The 20,542-nt window shown below is 60.4% G+C and carries 20 protein-coding genes and 1 pseudogene; 6 read left to right on the top strand and 15 right to left on the bottom strand.

What is annotated here, in order from left to right:
- Positions 1–340: 340 nt before the first annotated feature.
- Positions 341–1,108, top strand: a complete 768-nt coding sequence (locus M0D67_RS22020; RefSeq protein ID WP_168435853.1) for an SDR family NAD(P)-dependent oxidoreductase — start codon at positions 341–343, stop codon at positions 1,106–1,108.
- Between the two features lie 152 nt (positions 1,109–1,260).
- Positions 1,261–2,469: an acetyl-CoA C-acyltransferase gene (locus tag M0D67_RS22015; protein WP_154564009.1), complete on the top strand. Its 1,209-nt coding sequence runs from the start codon at positions 1,261–1,263 to the stop codon at positions 2,467–2,469.
- Between the two features lie 746 nt (positions 2,470–3,215).
- Here M0D67_RS22015 and M0D67_RS22010 read toward each other — a convergent pair.
- From M0D67_RS22010 to M0D67_RS22000, 3 genes and pseudogenes are all read right to left on the bottom strand, one after another.
- On the bottom strand, positions 3,216–3,467 hold the full coding sequence (locus M0D67_RS22010) for a hypothetical protein (protein WP_154564007.1): 252 nt from the start codon (positions 3,465–3,467) through the stop codon (positions 3,216–3,218).
- A 32-nt stretch (positions 3,468–3,499) separates the two neighbouring features.
- Positions 3,500–3,699: pseudogene (locus M0D67_RS22005) on the bottom strand (DsbA family protein); the annotation flags it as partial.
- 356 nt (positions 3,700–4,055) lie between these two features.
- Positions 4,056–4,232, bottom strand: a complete 177-nt coding sequence (locus M0D67_RS22000; protein ID WP_166618250.1) for a hypothetical protein — start codon at positions 4,230–4,232, stop codon at positions 4,056–4,058.
- Between the two features lie 672 nt (positions 4,233–4,904).
- Between M0D67_RS22000 and M0D67_RS21995 the strand changes: the two genes are divergently transcribed.
- Positions 4,905–5,378, top strand: coding sequence for a hypothetical protein (locus M0D67_RS21995; RefSeq protein WP_154564005.1), 474 nt, complete (start codon positions 4,905–4,907; stop codon positions 5,376–5,378).
- A 122-nt stretch (positions 5,379–5,500) separates the two neighbouring features.
- On the opposite strand, the gene M0D67_RS21990 is transcribed toward M0D67_RS21995, so the two are convergent.
- The 7 genes from M0D67_RS21990 to M0D67_RS21960 all read right to left on the bottom strand — a co-directional run bounded on the left by M0D67_RS21990 (position 5,501) and on the right by M0D67_RS21960 (position 10,425).
- Positions 5,501–6,430: a winged helix-turn-helix domain-containing protein gene (locus M0D67_RS21990; RefSeq protein WP_171929474.1), complete on the bottom strand. Its 930-nt coding sequence runs from the start codon at positions 6,428–6,430 to the stop codon at positions 5,501–5,503.
- A 502-nt stretch (positions 6,431–6,932) separates the two neighbouring features.
- Positions 6,933–7,424 carry a hypothetical protein gene (locus M0D67_RS21985; RefSeq protein WP_154563995.1) on the bottom strand — a complete coding sequence of 164 codons (492 nt, stop codon included), beginning with the start codon at positions 7,422–7,424 and terminating at the stop codon, positions 6,933–6,935.
- A gap of 15 nt (positions 7,425–7,439) precedes the next feature.
- Positions 7,440–8,954: an IS66 family transposase gene (locus M0D67_RS21980; protein WP_266239626.1), complete on the bottom strand. Its 1,515-nt coding sequence runs from the start codon at positions 8,952–8,954 to the stop codon at positions 7,440–7,442.
- A 59-nt stretch (positions 8,955–9,013) separates the two neighbouring features.
- Positions 9,014–9,361 carry an IS66 family insertion sequence element accessory protein TnpB gene (gene tnpB, locus M0D67_RS21975; RefSeq protein ID WP_154563997.1) on the bottom strand — a complete coding sequence of 116 codons (348 nt, stop codon included), beginning with the start codon at positions 9,359–9,361 and terminating at the stop codon, positions 9,014–9,016.
- Positions 9,355–9,777: a hypothetical protein gene (locus tag M0D67_RS21970; RefSeq protein WP_266239625.1), complete on the bottom strand. Its 423-nt coding sequence runs from the start codon at positions 9,775–9,777 to the stop codon at positions 9,355–9,357. Before M0D67_RS21970 ends, tnpB begins: the two co-directional genes overlap by 7 nt.
- A 54-nt stretch (positions 9,778–9,831) precedes the next feature.
- On the bottom strand, positions 9,832–10,116 hold the full coding sequence (locus M0D67_RS21965; protein WP_266239624.1) for a hypothetical protein: 285 nt from the start codon (positions 10,114–10,116) through the stop codon (positions 9,832–9,834).
- Between the two features lie 78 nt (positions 10,117–10,194).
- Positions 10,195–10,425 (bottom strand): hypothetical protein, encoded by a 231-nt coding sequence (locus M0D67_RS21960; protein WP_171929472.1) that lies wholly within the window; start codon positions 10,423–10,425, stop codon positions 10,195–10,197.
- A 110-nt stretch (positions 10,426–10,535) separates the two neighbouring features.
- Here M0D67_RS21960 and M0D67_RS21955 point away from each other — a divergent pair, with 110 nt between their 5' ends.
- The gene (locus tag M0D67_RS21955; RefSeq protein WP_154563993.1) at positions 10,536–10,838 is read left to right on the top strand and encodes a hypothetical protein; all 303 of its coding nucleotides are present in this window, start codon (positions 10,536–10,538) and stop codon (positions 10,836–10,838) included.
- Between the two features lie 98 nt (positions 10,839–10,936).
- On the opposite strand, the gene M0D67_RS21950 is transcribed toward M0D67_RS21955, so the two are convergent.
- From M0D67_RS21950 to M0D67_RS21935, 4 genes are all read right to left on the bottom strand, one after another.
- Positions 10,937–11,599 carry a DUF1345 domain-containing protein gene (locus M0D67_RS21950; RefSeq protein ID WP_154563991.1) on the bottom strand — a complete coding sequence of 221 codons (663 nt, stop codon included), beginning with the start codon at positions 11,597–11,599 and terminating at the stop codon, positions 10,937–10,939.
- Between the two features lie 481 nt (positions 11,600–12,080).
- Entirely contained in the window at positions 12,081–13,547 is a 1,467-nt protein-coding gene (locus M0D67_RS21945) for a DUF4331 domain-containing protein (RefSeq protein WP_171929475.1), read from the bottom strand.
- Between the two features lie 16 nt (positions 13,548–13,563).
- Positions 13,564–14,703 carry a HupE/UreJ family protein gene (locus M0D67_RS21940; protein WP_154563989.1) on the bottom strand — a complete coding sequence of 380 codons (1,140 nt, stop codon included), beginning with the start codon at positions 14,701–14,703 and terminating at the stop codon, positions 13,564–13,566.
- Positions 14,700–15,872, bottom strand: a complete 1,173-nt coding sequence (locus tag M0D67_RS21935; RefSeq protein ID WP_154563987.1) for a tetratricopeptide repeat protein — start codon at positions 15,870–15,872, stop codon at positions 14,700–14,702. The genes M0D67_RS21940 and M0D67_RS21935 overlap by 4 nt, the downstream gene beginning before the upstream one ends.
- Positions 15,873–17,106: 1,234 nt before the next feature.
- Here M0D67_RS21935 and M0D67_RS21930 point away from each other — a divergent pair.
- Both M0D67_RS21930 and M0D67_RS21925 read left to right on the top strand, forming a co-directional pair.
- Positions 17,107–17,685, top strand: a complete 579-nt coding sequence (locus tag M0D67_RS21930; protein ID WP_154563985.1) for a hypothetical protein — start codon at positions 17,107–17,109, stop codon at positions 17,683–17,685.
- Between the two features lie 722 nt (positions 17,686–18,407).
- Entirely contained in the window at positions 18,408–19,451 is a 1,044-nt protein-coding gene (locus M0D67_RS21925) for a lyase (protein ID WP_154563983.1), read from the top strand.
- Positions 19,452–19,522: 71 nt separating this feature from the next.
- Here the strand turns inward: M0D67_RS21925 and M0D67_RS21920 are convergent, their stop codons facing one another.
- Entirely contained in the window at positions 19,523–19,942 is a 420-nt protein-coding gene (locus M0D67_RS21920) for a DUF1810 domain-containing protein (protein WP_154563981.1), read from the bottom strand.
- Positions 19,943–20,542 lie beyond the last annotated feature (600 nt).

Here is a 20,542-nt window from a genome sequence, read left to right as displayed (position 1 = left end):
TGATGTTAATCGCTGCCGGGCGCAAGTCAAACCTGCTACCCGACTGAACGCGGGCAGTCATCGGCCGAAGAACGCTGGCGGGCGACCCATGCCCCGACCGATATGTCCGACGGGCACACGCATGAAGAGGTCTATGGGCATGTGCGTACGCTCGCCTGCCGCTTACCATGGCCGTTCAGTTCGTCGTCGCGAGTGTGGCACTGTTGGACAAGGTCATACAGCATGGCGGCCATATCACATGAACCATGCAAGCGGCATCCATGGCTTCGGAATCCAGAGCTTCCGGCGAAGCACGGGCCTGGCCGTTGCGCGTCCGGATACTTGCTTTTGGGAGACAGCGGTGCAGATTCAACACAAAGGATTCGTCATCACGGGTGGCGGCTCAGGGCTGGGCGCCGCGACGGCGCGCCGTCTGGTGGAGGGGGGCGCCTCGGTGCTGCTTGTAGACCTGGACCAGGACGCCGGCACTGCGCTGGCGGCAGAACTCGGCCGCAATGCTCACTTCGCCAAGGCTGACATATCCGACGCAACGAGCGCCGAGCGTGCGTTGAACGCGTTTTGCGACACCGTCGGCGCGTTGCATGGGCTGATCAATTGCGCGGGCGTTGCCCCCGCCGAGAAAGTGCTTGGACGCGAAGGCCCGCACCGGCTAGAGAGTTTCGCGCGCACCGTTCAGGTCAACCTGATCGGCGCTTTCAACATGGTACGGCTGGCCGCAGCCTGCATGGCCAGAAACACGCCCGAGACCGATGGCGAGCGAGGGGTGATCATCAATACTGCTTCAGTCGCCGCGTTCGATGGCCAGATTGGGCAAGCAGGCTATGCGGCCTCCAAAGGCGGTGTCGTAGCGATGACGCTGCCTATCGCGCGGGAATTGGCCCGCAATGGCATTCGCGTACTTGCGGTCGCGCCCGGAATCATGGAGACGCCGATGCTCAAAGGCATGCCCACCGAGGTACAAGACGCTCTTGGGAAGATGGTCCCCTTTCCCGCGCGCCTTGGTCGGCCAGAAGAATTCGCGGGCCTTGTGCTGCACATTCTCGAAAACACCTACCTGAACGGCGAGGTGATCCGCCTTGATGGCGCCATCCGTATGGCGGCAAGGTGAACTCGGCGCCTTGAGCGCACGTCATTGTTCCGGCTACCGCCTTGCTTGAGTTCGTCGAGTCGCCGAACCCGGAAGGGCTCAGATGACCCGTGAACTGCAAAACTTTCCGAACCCCTTGCAACGCCGCCGCGGAGCGGCGAATGGAGACTCGTATGCTTGCCTCTTCGACCTCAAATGATCCCGTCGTTATCGTCGGTGCCGCACGCACGGCGCTAGGCGGCTTCCAGGGCGACTTCGCGTCGCTCACGGCGCCGCAACTCGGCGCCAGCGCCATCCGTGCCGCATTCGATCGCGCAGGGCTGCAGCCAGAGGGGGTGGACGAGATACTCATGGGCTGCGTGCTGCCGGCGGGCCTGGGGCAGGCGCCCGCACGCCAGGCGGCGCTGAGCGCCGGTTTGCCGCTCTCTGCGGGGTGCACCACGATCAATAAGGTCTGCGGCTCGGGTATGAAGGCAACGATGCTGGCGCACGATCTGCTGTTGAGTGGGAGTCCGCAAGTGATCGTGGCCGGCGGCATGGAATCCATGAGCAACGCGCCCTACCTGTTGCCCAAGGGCCGCTCGGGCCAGCGCCTGGGACACGGCCAGGTGCTGGACCACATGTTCTTCGATGGCCTGGAGGATCACTACAGCCTCGCCTCCCGCGGCCGTCTTATGGGCACTTTCGCCGAGGACTGCGCGCGCCACTTCGGTTTCACGCGCGAGGCGCAAGACGCCTTTGCTTCCACCTCCACGCTGCGCGCGCAACAGGCGCAGCGTGACGGCCTGTTGCGGTGGGAGATTACGCCAGTTGCCGTGCCGGGCCGCAGCGGCGAGAAACTCGTCGCCGAGGACGAGGCGCCAGCGAAGGCAGAACTGGCCAGGATCCCCAGCCTCAAACCCGCCTTTGGAAAGGACGGCACAGTCACAGCGGCGAGTTCGGCCTCGATCGCCGATGGAGCAGCGGCCGTGGTGCTGATGCGCCGGTCCACCGCGCACGAGCGTGGTTTAACACCGCTGGCCGTTATCCGCGGGCACGCCACACAGTCTCAGGAGCCGGCCTGGTTTACCACTGCGCCCGTGGGTGCGATCCAGAAGCTGCTAGCCAAGATGGGGTGGCAGGCGGCCGATGTAGACCTGTGGGAAATTAACGAGGCATTTGCCGTGGTCGTCATGGCCGCCATGCGCGAACTATCGCTTCCGCACGAGCGCGTGAACGTGCATGGAGGTGCTTGCGCGCTGGGTCACCCGATCGGCGCAACGGGCGCGCGCCTGGTCGTGACGCTCCTGAGCGCACTCCGCCAGCGCGGCGAGACGCGAGGCGTCGCGAGTCTGTGCATCGGTGGTGGTGAGGCCACGGCGCTGGCAATTGAGATCGTCTAAGCAACATGATCGGCGCTTAGGGAACACCGGAAACCCACCGCTCGCGCAGCATATCGGGCTTGAATTCGCTCTCAAGATACTGACTGTCTGATCGCCGGCGAAGGTCGCTCGGATGCTTGGGCGATGCGCGGAAGCACCGGTTGTTCCGGCCGGAACGCATCGACTTCTAATGCTCAGGCGGGGCCAGCGTCGGGTGCCATCGCCGGGCGGTGCTTGCGTATCCCGGTGAAATCTTTGGTAGGAGATTTGCTCGCGGCATGGGCAGACCGCGATTGCCTCGCCATCAAGGTTATTGTGATGTTGTGGCAAAGCCAGCCGAACAGATAGCCGGGCGTCGATACAGTATGCGCTGAACCCCTGCGGTGGGCGGGCACCTCGAATAGATGCGTGGCGCCCGTTGCCACGGATCGGCAGCTTCCGCGATAGGAGCCGCCGTTCGAGCGGCCAATCAATTAACTCACGAATGGCGCCTTCTGGCCGAGGGTGTGTGAAAACGCATGCCGAGAGTGGCGTTCGAAAAAATCGACCCTTCAGATCGCGCCGTATTGGCTTGGCAGCAACTCGGGAAGGGTAAAGCGACACCCGAAAACCGAGTACTTTTGCGTTTTCACACACCCTCGGCCGGCTTCTGCCCGATGACGCCACACGCAAACTGCCGGGAGTCGAACCTCACGTGACGTAGCTGCAGGCCCCCTGGTTCCACGACAGTTGGATACGGTCGGGCGGTCGTGGCCGCGAAGCGACCTTTATGCGTGCCCCGTCACGAACTTTTTCGTCGCGTGATAGCCGTGCTTTGTTGCACCGGCAACGGCATGGCCGGCCGTCTTCGCACCGCGGCCGACCGCGTGCGTGGCATCGCGCACAGCATGCCCGCTCGTCTTTCCGGCCGTCTTGACATCGTTCTTGAACTCATGGGCACCTGTAGCCAGGCTCGCATGCGCCAGCGGGCTGAGCACGGCCAGTACGAACAGGAAGATCGAAATTCCCGTCTTCTTCATCACTCTGATTCTCCCATGCAAGAGATGCCACTCTACGCTTCGGCCAGAATCTGTTGGATAACTTGCTCGAAGGCTCCGACGGGTTGTCCGCCGCTCACCAGATAGTGACGATTTAAATGATCGCCGGCTCCGACTGGATGCCCATCGCCTGGTATCGCCGTTCTTCCGCACGACCCTCATCGGCATAGTCTCCGCTTTGCAGTACGGCACGTCCCTCCGCGGCGTCGAGTCCCTGCAAGTGATGGAAGACCACTTGCGTCCGTCGCGATGATCATCTCACTCTTCCATTCACCACGCGGACCCGGTTTGAAACACATCCACCACAACACGGGTATAAGGACGAGGCCTTAGAATATGACCTGGCCCGCTATTACCCTTGTTGCGTGAATCCTTGCCGCCGAGCGGAAAACGTTGTGCGTCGGGAAGAGCTGGACTGCCGATCGAAACTGTTCATTGCGGCGCCGATCTTTCGGTTCTCAACAATAGGTGCCCCGGTCAGGGCAGTGGATTGGAACCGTCTTAAAGAATGCCGTGCCTGTATTCGACTAGAGCGACGCGTTCGTCAACGGAGCCGGTGCCGCAACAAAGCTATCTTCGCCAGCCGTGCCCGTAACCGCCGAAACCGATGCCGACATCGACGGAAGGCGCTGCGTAGTACGCTGGCGCATATCCATAGACCGGCGCAGGCGCATAGCCGTACGGCGGAGCGACAATGCAGCCTGACAGGCTAGCCGCAAGCGCAACGACACACAAAAGTCTGATCATGGTTTTTCTCCGTGCGCAGATTGTAGATGGCGGGCGCATTCTGATTCGCAACGAAGTGTGTCCGAACGTAACCGGTCGGGCACAGACATTTGATCTGTTTGCCAATTGGCGTTTGCGTGTTCGCCTGGTTGTGACAGTTGGCATTCGTCGTGAACGCGGCATGAACTACATCACTGGGTAGACGACGCGTTCTCAGCAATGCGGAATGACCAGTAAGGTCTGGACAGCTGCCGCTCAGGTCGGGGCGCCGGTTGGTCCCTTGTGGCCGACCCGGGACGAATGGCGGCCGTCTCAGGTCGACCCTCAACAGCCGCTCAAGTACGTAAGACGTCCGTCCGATTTCGTCCAGCAAACGGCCATCCACTTTCCAGCAACTCGTGCCATTCGCAGCGTTGACGCATCTCAGGTGCCAGTCCGGCTGCACGCCTATCACAATCAGGCGTACTGCCTCGACGCGACGCACAAGAAAAGCTTCCACCGGGCCCACCCGTTCGCCTTTTTGCCGGACATGCGAAACTGATTGCGTCAACATCCTCCATCCTGACACGTTTGAAAAATGCTTTCGCACGAAGACTCGCAGTTTTGCCATTCGCTTGTACAACGTCCAAGTTCGATATTTTCTGTCGACTGCACGGGAGAGGAAATCAGAACTGTTGAGAAAGGAAGCAAGTCATGATCGCAATTCAAACCCCACGTCGCTGTCCCAGATGCGGCCAGACAAAAATCGCGGAACTGGATTTCCATCGGAAGGGGCTTGGCTACGCCTCTTACTGTAGGCCCTGTGTAACTTTATGTCAGGCGGAATGGCGAGCCGGGAACCGCGAGCGGACCAATATGACCGCGCGGCGTAGTTATGAGAAAAACCCGGATGCGAAACGGCGCTACGCCAAGGAGAACAAGGAGAAATTCAATACGGCAAAAAGGGAGCGCACCCGCCGCAGATACGAAGAACAAAGACTTACCAATCCCGATCTGCCCATTCGATTTCGCAACGGCACAGCCAAACTGAACGAAACCAAGGTGTTATTGATACGCCAGCGATTGGCGGCCGGAGAATCAGTTGCTTCGCTGGCGCATGCATTCGGAGTGCATGTCGTGACCATCTATGCAATCAAAAAAGGTGAAACCTGGAAAGACGTTACCTGACGGGTGCGGTGGCACAAGGGGCACTACCTTAACATCACGAATCCGAGACACTCCATAGGGGGCGCCGCCACGCTGCCGCTGCGGCCACACATGACGAGGCGGCCAGGGCCAGAATGAATTGATCAGCTACGGAGTTTTGTAAGCAGGTCCGCCACGCCGGCACGGGTGGCAATTTCCCAGATATATCCTCGAGAATAATCGACACCCACCCGCCGATGAAGCACGGTGCGCAATCGGCCGTTCGTCCAGTGATCAGCGTCTATGCCGTGCACTCTCGGCGACTCCTTAACCGTTGCGGCAACCCACGCCAACGTTTCATCATTGATCGTCAGGCGCTTCTTCTCCGTGCGTAGCTTCGGTGGTCGCATCCTGTGCTCCAGCCCGAGCTTCCCGACGAGCGTCCTGACGTGTCCGCTGGAGTGGTAGACGCCGAATCTCTCCTTGATCAGCTTTTGAACATCCCCGTTTCTCCAGAGTTCGGTTTCATACCCGTGGGCCATGGGGCTGCCCTCCAATGTCGCCCGTAACCATTTAAGGGCCTCGGGGCCAAGCGTGGCACTGCGCCCGGATGCCTTGATCTGCTCAACAGCCTCGACGCCGTCAGCAACCACCATTGATCTGTATTTTGTAATGGTGCGCACACTGATGTTGAGCGCTTTCGAGACGCGCTCGACACTGTCCCCATCCAGCAACATTTTCGCAGCAGTCTTTCGGCGCGCGGCATAGACGTCGCTCGGTGGTTTATGAGCGGTAGCAGGTGACGCCTTTTCTGAAGTTGAATAGGTGAGTCGATAGGCGAGGCCATAACCTCGAACGAGGTAGCCAACATGCGAAGGTGAAAACTGGACGCCGAGACGCCGCAAGATCAATTCGCGCAGTTGGCTAATGGTCCAGGTTGGCCCTGGATAGCCGTGAAGCCCTGGCGAATGCTTGATCGCGCTAACGAGCCAGCTTTGCGAAGCATCATCCAGTCTCGAGGGCCCCCCGTGGATGCGAAGGCGAGCAAGGGCGTCAGCTCCGTCCCTTTCAACCAGGTCCTTGTACTTGCTCACGGTTGGAAGACTCAGTCGAGCCTTCCTGGACACTTCGCTAATACCCTCACCATTTAACAGAAGCCTGGCGGCAAGAGCCCTACGGTGTGCGAGAGGGATATCGTCTTTCTGTTTGCCCATCGTCGTGCGCGCAAATGAATTGGTTGTTATGTCGCATTGCGGTCTCCGTATTTATACACGAATCGAGACAGATTCGGGGCGGGAGGGCCAAGCAGGCTCACGATCAGATTTGCGCTCCTATCCCAAACGAAAGTCCGACATCAGATCAACTTCGCGACGCAACCGCATGGTTACCGACCTTCTTGAATGGCCGTTAAGCAGAAGTTTTTGGGGCGTTCGATTGCTGTAGCCGGGTGTCTCTTGATGGCCGAACTCGTGCATTCGTACTGCGCACCACCAGTTCATTCGATCCTAGCCGTGCTGAAGCGTTCTCTGGACCTGAGAAAGAAGCCAGAGGACAATCGTATCCGTCAGCGGAACCCGTTGAGGCGGTCTTGCGCGGCTAAATGTCGACGATCTTTCGCAGTAGAGAGTACGAAACGCGCCAGTGACCATCGGTGTCATTAACCGCGACCGATGCGGTCTTGGCATTCAGCCTTACGACGACTCCGACGCGCTCGCTTAGGTGCTTGTCGGTGAAGCTAACTGTGTCACCGATGAAGAATTCTTCACGCTGCGTTCTCGGCGGCGGTGCCGGCTCGACGTGAGGCGGAGCACTTGATGTTTCCGGGATGATCGCTGCATAAAGCACGCCCCAACGGCGTCGAGTTGTGCTGTCTTGAACCACTGCCTGGGTCTGCCGGAGTTCAACTATGGTGCCTTTCTCCGGCGGCCCAAGCGGGTTGTCGCCGATGTAGTTGACGGCCATCCCCAGATGCAGGCGTTGACGTATTTCGAGAATACGTCGAGGGTCATCAAGCATTTTGCCGATAGCAAGATAGAGGCGATATAGCTCGGCACTGGGCGCCTGTCGAAGCGAGTCGAGAATGTCCATGGTGTTGAGGTGTTTTTAACGGGCGAGCGGCAAGAGCTCGTGCACGCGATTGACGGGATACGACGGCAGTTTCTCAAGCGTTCGTTCGAGCCACGCGTAGGGCTCGATACCGTTAAGGCGAGCCGTTCCGATGAGTGAGTACATCGTTGCGGCCGCACGGGCACCGCGTGGAGAACCCGCGAACAGCCAGTTCGACCTTCCGAGGGCAACGGGCCTGATCTGGCGCTCAAGCGCATTGTTGTCTGGCAACAGGACGCCGTTCTCTGTATATCGGACAAGCGCCTCCCAATGTCGCAACGCATAACCGAAGGCCTTGGCGAGCGGTGCTTGTGGGAGCAAACCAATGCTGTTCGCGTCTAGCCATCGACGAAACTGCGCAAGCACGGGCAACGCCTCAGTTTGCCGGGCTGCAAGTTTGATGTCGGGCGTTTGGTCTTTAACCCGCGATTCGATTGCATACAGCTTGGCGATCCACTGCACCGCCTGCGTCGCGAGCCCCGGGCCTTTCTGAGCCTTGGCAATCTCGAAGAACCGTCGACGACAATGGGCCCAGCATCCGACCTCGATAATATCGCCTCGCTCGTATAGCGCACCATGACCGCTATACGCGTCGGCCTGCAGGTACCCTTTGTATTCGCTAAGGTACAGCAGCGGATGTGCTCCCGCTCGCGACTCAGCGAACTCGAACACGACCGCCGGCGGGTGGTCGATCCAGACGCCATTCTCGTTGCGCTGGCCCGCTCCCAGGTAGCCCCATAATCGCGCTGTACGCGTTGACGGGTGGCCTCGTTCGAGCAAAGGCAGTGTCGTGTCGTCCACGTGCATTCGCGGCGCCTTCAACTGATGGGTGCGCAACCCAGGCAGCAGTACCGAGAGTAGCTCGGCCGATGCCAGCTTCCATTCGCACAGCGTCGCTCGTGGCAAGTACACGCCACGGCGCGCGTAGCGCATTTCCTGTCGATTCAACGGCAGGTGATCGACATAGGTGTTGATCAGGACATTGGCGAGCAGGCTCGCGCTCGCATTGCTCTTTGGCAGCGGCGACGGCTGAGCGCTTGCGGTCACGATGGTCGATTCGCCATCCTTCTTCGCCACGTATTTGAAGCGGATGTGCTCAATGACGGTGAGCCTGGACGGCTCGTAGTGCAGCGTCTCGCTGCGCTCTTCGCCGATCCGTTCAAGCGTATCGAACGCCATCTTCTGTTCATCACTCAGATCGTATTCGATGCGTGTACGCGGTAGGTCCTTCGGTAGCACGGGACGCCCTTTACGGGTGTGACTCCCTACGGGAATGGCGTCAACCGCAGGCGGTGCTGGGATATCCGTGGCAGCGTCAAACAGCTCAGCTTGGCCCGCCAGGCGCTCGGAGCTCACGCCAAAGCGCGCACGGTTCAACTGCGCAATCTGATGCTGGAGGATTTCCAACTGCTCCCACAACACCCGTGCAAGCCGGTTCTGTTCGAGCGCGAACGCTTGCAGCGCATCGGGCTCGACGGGAAGATCCGCGACAGTGACGGCGTTGGGTGGCATGTGCTCCATGATGCCTAACTCAAGCCACGTTTACAAGCTCGAGGCTGCGCTGGAGCACCTCACGTCACGCGCGTCACTGCCACGGTGTGGTGCGGCTCTCGCGCCGGAATCTCGATGCCTTCGAGCCATGCGTTGAGCTCCGCGAGCGTGAAGCCGCGCTGAGCGAGTAACGAGGGTGACGGGAAACGGCCTCTTTCGAGACGCTTATACCAAAGCGCGAAACCGGTCCGATCCCAATAAAGAATCTTCACTTTGGAGCGGTCTCGCGCCACGAAGACGAACAGGTTACCCGATGCCGGTTTCTGAGCAAGTAGCGGCTCAACGAGATAGGACAGCCCATCGATCGCCTTGCGCATGTCGACCGGGTCGCGACAGATGTAAGCGCGAACGTCCGAGGCAATCAGCACCGATCACCTCCGAGTTGTCCAAGCACAAATCGCACGATGCGCTCGGCGTGAACGCCGCTCAGTTCAATGCGAACGCCCGCGAGCGAGAGCGTCACTCGATCACGTGACGCCGGTGCGTCAGCCGCCGGCAGTGCGACGGCCGGCACTTGGGGCGCCAACTCGCAATCCAGATTCGAAGCGATGAATGCCGCATCCGCAGTAACCGCGAGCGGCGGCTTAATCTCTTTGACGGAACCTGAAAGCTTCTTACGCCACAGGCTGAAGGTGCTTACCGCGAGACCTTGTTCTCGGCAAAACCGCCGAGCGCCGATACCACTCGCTTTCCAGGTGGTGACCATTTCTCCCCAGAACGCTTCCCCTTGCCGTGGGCGACGTGTGCCCATCGCCGTTGCAGCCTTAATGTTCTCGTCTTCCATCGCATTGCCCTCGTTCTCACGAAGGCACTACCTTCACATTCGGGATGCCGCGATTCAAGACGGGATCCGCTGACGCTTACGGACAATCCAGATCCGCGCGAGGTACATCCAGACACGATGTTTCACGTTCGGCGCGCAGATCCAGGCTGTGCGGGTCCATGCGGCGAGCAATACGATCTCCACGACCAGCGCCGGTATCCAGATTGCGTAAGGCGTCGGCAGCGGCAGCGCGTACATGACGTAGGCGTTGATCAGGATCAGGATTGCGCACGTGGGAATCCCGAGACCCCACCAGACCTTCCAGAGTGGTTCCTTTCCGCCCCACGCATTCTTGAACATCGAAAACCCCGTGATTAATAAGTGGTTGCGGCGTTGGCGGCAGTCCGATTAACGATCGATGCCAACAACCGATGTCCGTTATTTCGGCTTCGCGCGCGCTAACTTGAATGTCGAGCTTTTGCCGCCGTTTTGGGCCAGATCAAATGCGTCGTTAGACCCGGTGAACGGACAGAACCATTGAGCGTCAACCAGCATCAGCACGATAAGTGCACGCGTCAGAATTTTCGCGTGCAAGGGCGACTCACGACCCGTTGCTGCCGGTCGAACCGTCGAAGTCCCAAGGGCCGATTTCGATTGTTCAACGGTCATTCGTGAAGATCGTGGGTGTAGCACGCAATTAGGCGAGCAGATCTGAGGCGTTTTCGCTTTCCACCTCGCGCCACAATTGATCAATATCCTCGCTATATCGGTGATTGCCCATGCCACGTCGTCATGCGAGGTATGGATTGCAGCGTGAACAGAAGAAATTCAGTTGGCGAGATATTCGTATGCAGGCGTCGACTATTGACGCGATGGAATGGCGACTGGCGACTGGCGACTGGCGGCTGGCGTCAGGTGGTCCGCGGGCGCTGGACACCACCGCGCATCGGGCGGCCGGCCCTTGCGATAAAGCGTGCATCGTCATGCTCGCTCCCGGGGGGCGGCATGGAAAATGGCCGGAGTTAGGCCTCGGCGTGTACCGGTTTTGCACGGACGGACCGACGATGCTCGAGTCCGCCTGAAGTGGACGCGCGCAGCTTGGGCGGCACCCGCGTCGCAACTCTCAGGCACGCGCGTGGCGTTCGCGTGAAAATCGTCCGACCACCGCGCAAGGGCAGTGTCATGAGCCCAGCAGCCCCGCCGCGATGTTCACGCACAAGCCGAGCACGGCGACGTTGAAGTAGAACGACAGGATCGATTGAGCGAGCGTCGCGCGGCGAATTTCGCGCGAGCGTAGCACGACGTCCGAGGTCTGCGACGCAACCGCGATCGTGAACGAGTAGTAGAGGAAGTCCCAGTAGTTCGGCAGCAAATGGTGGTCGGGGAACTTCAACGCGGTTTCCCGGGCGTCGGTGTCGTAGTAGAGCCGCGCGTAGTGGAGCGTGAAGATTGTCGGAATCAGAAACCATGCGCCCATCAACGTCAGACCGGTCAGCAGGTAGTGCGATACGATCGACGCGCCTCCCGCACCCTTCGCCGAGGCGAGCTCTAGTACGATCGCGGCGATGCTCGCGACCGTCGCGATACAGATTACGAACAGCACGACGCCCGCGTTTTCGTCGTCGCGTATCGCGTATTCGCGCACGCGGTGTTCCTCGGTGAGGGCCATATGTACCGAGATCATCAGCAGGTAGCTCCAGACGGCCGCGTCCCAACCGAGCAGTGTGCGCGTCAGCGGACTCGTATGGCCGGGAATGAGGAGCGCGACGACGACGCCGATCGCGAGGCCGATCACCGTGCGGGGACGATTGCGAAGAAGCTGCGGATAGTATTTGATGGACATGGGACTCGATGAACGATCTTTCGCAGCGGCCTTACCCGTCGCTTTCAGTAGACAGTCGGTTGCGCGGCCGCCGCGCAACCCGGGTCGTCATACCGCCATCATTGCAATCATGCATGCAACACCACGCACGCGGTGCGCGTGAATCTCCGCACGGATACTAGACCGCTTTCCGGCGCGGCTGAGTTGCCGCATTCCGTGAATACTATAAGCTATGGTCAAGACGGCCATCTATGATCAGGCGGGTTATTGGGCGTTCGAGAGCTGCCGGTGAGCACAGTGCACAATTCAGTCTTCATTGTCCTGGAACGGCCGGTGTGGACTTCCCCGGCCGCGGTCAATTGTGGGCCAGCGCGAACTCGCCGCGCGCACAATCTGATCACAGTGCCTGCCCAGGTCCCTGCTTAAGCATTGGTGACGTTTTGTGCAACTGTCGACCGCCGCGAACACCTTATGCCAAATCGCGGCGGATCTCAATTACCATTCAGCAGGGATTGGCACCCGCTTCACCGCAGTCGATGTGGCGGCGATTTCTCCCGTCGTGGGGTGTCGGCAGGTAGGGGAAGACCGTGTAGATGCCGTTCGCGGTCAAGTTGCTGCCTTCGGCACCGATGTTGAAGTTCACGCCATCACCCAGCAACAGGTTGCCCGTCGACGCGCCTGTCAGCCGGCCCGCAATGACCCGCAGCGCGATATCGGTCACGTCGTCATTCGGGCGCCGCCCATTGGGCCAGCCGGCGTTGTCCCCGGCAAGAACGGCGAGGCGACGCTGCTGCGCAGGTGGTGTCGGAGAAACACCCAGATTAAGCCGCAGAAGTTCCGAGCAATCGCGTGCGCCGCACGTCCCAGTCTGCGGTTGGGATGGATACTTGAGAAGCACGTTTACCAAATCGGTCCGGTTGGTCGTCGGAATCGTCAAGCCGAACCGGAGGTTGAGTGCGGTCGCCAGCCTGGAGTTGAGATAGAAACCCAGGAATTGCGCTTCGTTGGCCGGATTGGTCATGTTCCATTTATCTTTCGTATCGGTCCCAATGACCAGTTCGTTGACGAGTGGATTGCCCATGCGGGACACCTGCACCCAAGGTCCGGCGTTGTCCTGACCGTCGCCCATTCCGCGGCCCTCATGACGCATTGTGGACACATAGGCGCCGATTACGGCATTGGGTTTGGACGTCACCGTGCTGATTGGGACTTCGATCGCAATGGTGCTGATGTTGAAGCCGGAGAATGTGTCGTTGCCAAATGGATTCACGTGATCGTTGGCATCCTCCGCCGCCGTCAACACAGGTGGCGTGCGGCGAAGATTCACCGTGTCGAACACTGCGCCCAGGTCGATGTAGAACGTCTCACCGCGCTGGCCGGCGAAGACCTTGCCGCCGTTCGCCAGCAAGTAGATACCCTGTGCGGCTAGCGCCTCGTAATTGGGCATCGTTAGCGGTCCCACGTTGGACGGGACCGCGAACATGCTCCGGGTACCCAGGTCGGTGCGCTCGCCGTGACGCACTTGCGTCACCGTGTAGCTCTGGCGCAGGATCAGGCCGTCCGAGCCCGGTCCGTCGAGCGCAGTGATCGGCGGCAGTGCGGCGTATGACAGCGGCAGCTGTTGGTTCGCCAGGGGCCCGCGCAATTCGGTCTTGAAGCGGATTTCGTAGACCAGGTCGTCGGCCTTGCCGTTGCCATTGGTGTCGACGTTGATGCGATAAATCACGTCATCGCCGAAATTGAAATAATTCGGTCCAGCGCCAGGGTCCTGCATGGGAATCACGTTCAAAATGAAAACGACGTTGTTAGGATTCGTCCAACTCCGGAACATGTAAAAGTCGGTGTTGTCGGCGGTCGGGTCGTTCGCAATCAGGGGTGCCTCGCGGTGACTGGCAGCGTACGTTCCACTGCTCCAAAGCGCAGCGGCGCAAAGCGCGACGGCCCCCATGATGCGGGCAATAGATGTCATGATGTTCTCCTTCAGGTTATAAACGGGCGGCCAACGAGCCAAATATGGCGACGTTAAGTGCGCGCTCGACTAGCCAGATCATGGCGATGGTCGCGGTCACCGCTGAGCCGCCGGCAAGCACCACGCGCCGGTATGCCCAGGTTGCCCGCAACGAGAACGCCAGTGGCAGATAAACGAATACGATGGCGAGTTGCCCTGCTTCGACGCCAAGATTGAATCCGGCGAGCGACAGCGCAAGCGAACCGGCCGGCAAGCCGAGGTCGTGCAGCGCGCCTGCGAAGCCCAATCCGTGCAGCAGCCCGAAGCCGAACGCCGCCATCCAGCGTCCGTTCGCCATCAGCGGAAACAGGTTATTCAGCGCCGCCAGCACTACCGACAAGGCGATGCCCGATTCAACGAGACGCGAAGGCAGCACGACGATCGATAGCGCCGCGAGCGTGAGTGTGATCGAGTGCGCCACCGTAAACGCGGTCACAACCTTGGTGACATCTATGAATGCCCGGCGAAACGATGCGCCCGGCTGCCATGCATGCCCCTCACGAATCAGCACCGCAGGCAGCAGCAGCGAGAGCAGGAACAGGATGTGATCGTATCCGGTCCAGATGTGCCAGACGCCTTCGTTCAGATACATCGCGAACTGCGTCAACGGGCCGCCGGTATCGGTGCCGACAATGCGGTGCGGCACGTCAGCGCTAAATACGACGCTTCGGCTTTGGCCGTTCTCGACGAAGTTGAGAAGTCCCCGATGCTGGGGATCAAGGCCTTCGAACAGCCGGTAATCGATAGAAAGTGTTGGGCTCGCCCGCGGACATTGTCCGGTGAACGTCAGCACCGCGTAGGTGCCATCGGTGTGCGAGTCGATCAGTTGCCCGGTCGGTTCGAGCGCACAAAGCTTGCCGGCGGAGGACACCTGGAGATGTGCAAGTGCATACGCCGCGATATCGCGCTTTCGGGCACGTACTTCACCCCATGTGATGTCTCCATCGCCGTTCTCATCGAGCCCAAGCGCGTTGTCGAGATCGCGTAGCGCGATATCCCACTGACCGCGCAGGGCTTGCCCGCTGCGCTCCAGCGTGAGGTAGGCGTCGCTTGCCTTATGCGCAAACGCGGGCGCTATCAGCAACGCAAGCACAAAGGCGAGCAGGACGCGTTTCATTGCCGCACCTGCAGGAGCGTGACGATCGCCGTATCTTCGAGATGCATTGCGGCGACCCAATCGGATGCGATCTTTAGGGCATCCGCATCGCCGGCCGCACGCGCGGCTTCGATCAGAATCCGCAGGTCTGACGGCTCGCGTTGGACCAACCAGTTTTCACGCGCGAGAATGAGTGCTGCTTTGACGTCATGTTCCACTGTGAGACGAAAGCGCGCCTCCTCCCTGCGATGCAGGCTATCCCCGCGGCGACGCGCGGCGTCAAAGCGCGCCGAGAGATCCTCGCGGTGCGCAGCGAATGACGCGCGCAATTCCGGCAGCTGTTGCTCGGCCAGCACTAAACGAAGCATTAGCATGTCGTTTTTCGTAGCGTCACGCAAAAGCGGCAACAACTCTCGCGGACGACCGCGATCCAGCAGAAAATCGGCGTACGCCCCCTGCAGATAAGCGTCACCCGGGTCGAGCGCAAGTGCGTCGCGGAAATGTCGCTCGGCTGCAGCGAAGTCGCCGCGGCGAGCGGCAATTTCCGCGGCGAGCGTCAACGCCCACTCGCGCACGTCCAGATTGCCGACGCCTTGCGCAAGCACCTGCACGAGCGCCCCGTATGCGGCGGCTGCGTTGCCGGTCAGGCTCGACGATGTCGCATCGCACCCCATGACGACGATGGGTGCAACGAGTCCCTTCAGTTGCTCGCAATCGTGCCGCGCGTCCGCGTAGCGCCCGCGCACGCTGAGCACTGTGGCGCGCGTCAGTCGCGCCTGCGCGAGCGCTGGATGCGCGGCCAGCAACCTATCCAGATCGGCAAGCGAGCCTTCGAAATCATGCTGGCTTTGCTTGAGCGTCGCGCGCAGCAATAACACGGTCGGCGGCACATCCTCTGCGCCCCACCACGGCGCCAGCGCCGCCTGCGCCTGGCCGAAGAAGCGCGGATCGCCCAGCCTTCGCCCCGCTTCGAGAGCGCGACGGACGACGGACACTGCGAGGTTGAGATCGCGCGGGTTCATCATCAGCGTCGCGCGCATGCGCTTCAGTTGCGCAAGCGCCGGATCGTTTTTTTCCGGGAGGTGTTCGAGCACCACTCCGTCGCTTTCGGGTACATACGGCTTCGCCCAACTCTCGCCTGAGAGCAGGACAAGCGCGGCTACCACCGATACGAATCGCCAACCCGACATCGAACTTCCCCTTCTGCATTGGGTTATACGCGAAAGGTCCCGATCCGGATGCAGTCGGCGGTCACTGTTGCTTCCAGCGTCTTGCTTTTGGCTGCGCAATTTGCGCGTCCGCCACGTCAGCGTGGTTCAGCATGATGGGTTAGCCAGAAGTAGAGCTGGTTTCGCTTGACGTTGATGTTGGTTGCACCAGGTCAATCACAGCCTGCGACGCCGCCTGCGCGGGCGAGTGAAGAGCGAACTAATTAATGTCGATCAGGTGACGATACGGCTGCGCTATACAGCCGCTCTACCCTGAATTAGATCCGTCTGTAACGCCCTGCACATAGCGCACGCGCGAATGGGCTTTTTCAGGGTTCGAGTTGCATTTTTGGCTTTCCGGTTCGATTTATAGGCGACTTCTCAATCACATTCAACGCTTAAGATCTGTCATGAACAGTCAATACAATGATGTCCCAAGCCACAGCGCGGGGGCGCTGCTATGGCCAGAGCAGACATTCGCGCGTCAGAGCACGGGATGGCAAGCCGGGCGGTGTCCATATAAAACTGTGTCAAAACACCTAGGGGCTCCGACCATGGCGACGTTCGTCGCTTTCAAGGCCCCCATTCTCGGGAACGGAGGAGCGACTGAATAATTTGGCACCCTAGGAACCGCAGCGCCGTCAGCTGGCGGCGTTACCCCTGCAACGTCTCGATCAGCCGTTGTGAACAAGGAGCTTAATAACGCGCTTCATGTTGTAGGCAAGCACGTACAGACTCATCTCCGTGCTAACTCGCACCGTCGCCATCAAATTTACAGCAACGACCGGAGTTGGCCGCACTCCGACCGACGATGCCCTGTCGGTGCTCGGCGACGCGCGCACGGCGGGCGACCCGAAGAGGTCCTTAGCCCAACGAGAAAAAGGACGTTCACAGACCGCAGGCCCGATCGATTTCCCGCCTGATTCGTGCGATCGGCGGTAGTCGGCCTTCCGAGTCGAATGTTCTGAGCGGGTCGGTGCGGAAGTTCGCTTGGTGGCTTCAACTATTCAATCATCTGAATAAACTGACCCTGCCAGACCGAGGTTCGCTCACTCCGGAATAATCCAGCGTGCTTCATCGTTTAATCGTGAGGCAACCACGTCCTCGGCCGCGCGCCTTTTTCGCGGCGGGTTGAATTTGTGGAGCACACCGATGTGCCGGGCGACGCCGACGACTCCGCGCGTCGAAACGTGGGAGATACATGCAAGAGTCCATCATGGACAAGATACTTGGCTTTGGGGCATTACTCGTCTATGTCAGCTTTTCTGCCCCCGCGTTCGCGCAAGCATATGACGGTTTACCCATACAGGCCAACAGCACCAATTGCCGCGCGGTCGCCGGGCAGGCGAACATCGACGGTTCGATGCAACAGATCATCGGGCGCGCGTGCCTGCAAAGTGACGGGACATGGCAGTTCGAGCAGAGTTCCGACGGCAGCGTGTTGTGGTATCCGGTTGCCGCCTACCCATATCCCGACCCGTGGTGGTGGGGGCCGCCGATTTTCATCGGCGCGGGTGTGAGCTTCATCTTCGTCGATCGTTTCCATCACTTCCACCACTTCCATCACTTCAGTCATTTCCATCAGCTGGATCACAACCACTTCGGCAAGCCAGTGGGAGCGGGCCTTCACCGCGGACCTTTCCCGGGCGGCGGCATGCGCGGCTTCGGCGGCGTTCAAGCGTCCGGCGGCATGCGCGGCTTCGGCGGCATGCAAGCGTCGAGCGGCATGCGCGGCTTCGGCGGCATGCAAGCGTCCAGTGGCATGCGTGGCTTCGGCGGCATGCGACGGCGCTAGCCCCACCCGCACTTCAACTCCATAGGGTAGTTTCTTGCCCGGACCCTCTGCCTCAATATTGACCACGCAAAACTGCGTGCTGGCGTTCCCGGCCCAGTGCCCCAGCATTGTTGTTGTAGTCGCATCAGCGGGGTCCTCCCATTGGGGCTCAGGGTTCCATGTCGTTCGGACAGTCGGCACCGAGTGTGACGAGTGACAGTTTGCGGATGCTGAGCCGACGTCCGAATGTCCGACCGGCGGTACGAGCGAATGACCCTTCATGGCCGATACTGTTGAAAAAGTCGTAGCGCGTCGCCCTAACACCAGGAGTGAAAAATTCGACCTCTCAGATAGCCCCACTAACCGCTCGCGAGCATCGGTTAAGGGTAAAGCGACCCATGAAAACCGGATTAGAACGACCGTCACCGACTTTTTCAACAGCATCGGCCGAACACGGTCTCATGATTGACAGTCGCAGCCGCCTCCCGGCCACCCCTTCGTTAAGGTGCCACTCGAGAAAGGGGAACCTATCCACATGAGCTTGGACAACCGCGTTCGGCCGTGATTTGAGCCATGGCCATCGACATGATCCTCCCTTCGATGTTGACCTTCGCCACCGTGAACATGAATTGCCACCGGGGCCGGCGAGGCGAATGAGTCGGCGCAGCGACGGCTACAGATAAGTGCAACAATAAAAAGCCTTCAACGCCCTTTGAAACTCATCCTGTCACACGGAGGCGACCATGTTGGCGATCGCGAGAAAACGGGTTGTGGCAACGGTGAACAAGATTCTCGAAGCACGGCTGGCACCGTGGTTTGCGTCCGCTCTCGCGAGCGCTGCGCTCACCATCGGCTCGGCGCAGGCGCAGCCGCCGTCGTTCGAGACCTTCGCCGTCCCGACCGGCAGTGCGCCGCATGACGTCGCGCCGTCGCCGGACGGCGCCGTGTGGTACACCGCACAGGCGCTGGGCGCGGTCGGACGGCTGGACCCGCGTAGCGGCAGGATCGACAAGATTGCGCTCGGCACCGGATCGGCGCCGCACGGCGTGATCGTGGGTCCCGATCGCGCGGCGTGGGTGACTGACGGCGGCCAGAACGCGATTGTGCGCATTGATCCGAAGACCCTCGCCGTCACGCGTTTTCCGCTGCCGAAGGAGCGGCCAGACGCCAATCTGAACACCGCCGTGTTCGACAAACAAGGACATCTGTGGTTTACCGGGCAAAGCGGCATCTATGGCGAACTGGATCCGCAGCGCGCCCGCATGCGAGTCTTCGATGCGCCGCGCGGGCGCGGGCCCTACGGCATGTGCGTGACCCCGGGCGGTAGTCTGTATTTCGCGTCACTGGCGGGGAGTTATCTCGGTCGCATCGATCCTGGGAGTGGGGCGGCGCAGGTCATCGAGCCGCCAACGTCGAAGCAGGGCGCGCGCCGCGTATGGTCCGATTCGAAGGGGCACGTCTGGGTCAGCGAGTGGAACGCAGGAAAAGTCGGCGTATTCGATCCCGTGACGCATCAATGGCGCGAATGGCGATTGCCCGGCGACGATCCGCACGCGTACGCAATATTTGTAGACGACCAGGATATCGTCTGGCTCAGTGAATGGAGCGCCAACGCGCTAGTGCGCTTTGACCCGCGTGCCGAGCGGTTCGACGTGTTTCCGCTGCCGCGCCCGCACGCGAACGTACGTGAGATGATGGGCCGCCCGGGCGAAGTCTGGCTGTCCGAATCCGGCACCGATCATCTGCTGCTCTACCGCTCCCGCGCAGCTGGTGCGAGCGGGAAGTGACGACTCACTGTGCCGACAGTGAAATTCCGAAGTCCGCTCCGCCACGCGCGCTAGTCCAGCGCAAAAACGGCCTAGAGCAACTGCAGAGTTTGCGGATCGGCTTCACCACCGAAATACTTGCGCAGCGCTTCCACAAATACATCGTTGTCGCTCGTGGCGCGCGCGAACAGGCTGATCGACGATCGAAACTTCAGGTAATCCGGATATCCGAAAATTTCCTCGATGGAACGCTCTTCGACGAGGTTGACCAGTCGCGTCGATTCGCGCAGCCGTGGGCCGAGTAACGGGTGGCGCAGATAGGCTTCGGCCTCGGCCAACGACGAGATCGCGAACCGCTGCGCCATTGCGCTTGCCCCGAGGCCCTGGATTTGCGGAAACACGAACCACATCCAGTGGCTTCGCTTACGTCCATCCGTCAATTCATCGCATACCTGTGCGAACACCGGATCCTGGGCGTCGACAAAGCGCTGAAGGTCATATGGATCGTCCATTTCGTATTTCCTTGATACCGGCGTGGAAATCCAACCGTGAACCCGATTCTCGCACCTGTTTTCCACCTCGACCGCCGCCCGCCGCGGCAATTACCTGCTACCCAATACGGCATCGAGAGTTGCGCTTTTAACGATAGCGCATTGGCGGCCTTCGCGCTCCCCCACCATCGGCAGCCCGGTGCGACCTGCTGAGTTCGACCCACAACTGCCGGTCGCGCTGTCTGGGGTTCAACGGCGGTTAACTGAGTGGTCCGGTCATCCAAGCCAGCTCGCCGGGGGCAGCGGTTCGGCCAATCCGGACATTCGCACTTCTCGAGCCTATTCCGGAACGTGGGGACATGGAGCCTCGCGAATAGCCCTTATCGATCCGTTGCTTCGATAAGGGCGCCGGCGCGACGCAGCTTTTTCTAAGCGCAAATCCGACGCAACGCGGGGATACGATCGGGTTGCCGGTGACCCGGGTCGATGTGCGCGTCTCAACTCCGGAATTTCTGAACCGGCGCCTCGTTCGTCCGCGCATCGGGCGTCCGGTTCGGCACAGGACGCTGAATGGTCAGCCGATTTGACAGCCAACTGAGTTTCCGGCCTACGAAATCCGGA

It is taken from the genome of Paraburkholderia sp. SECH4, from assembly GCF_030511745.1.
Classification (GTDB): domain Bacteria; phylum Pseudomonadota; class Gammaproteobacteria; order Burkholderiales; family Burkholderiaceae; genus Paraburkholderia; species Paraburkholderia madseniana.
This window is presented reverse-complemented; position numbering and strand designations above follow the sequence as displayed.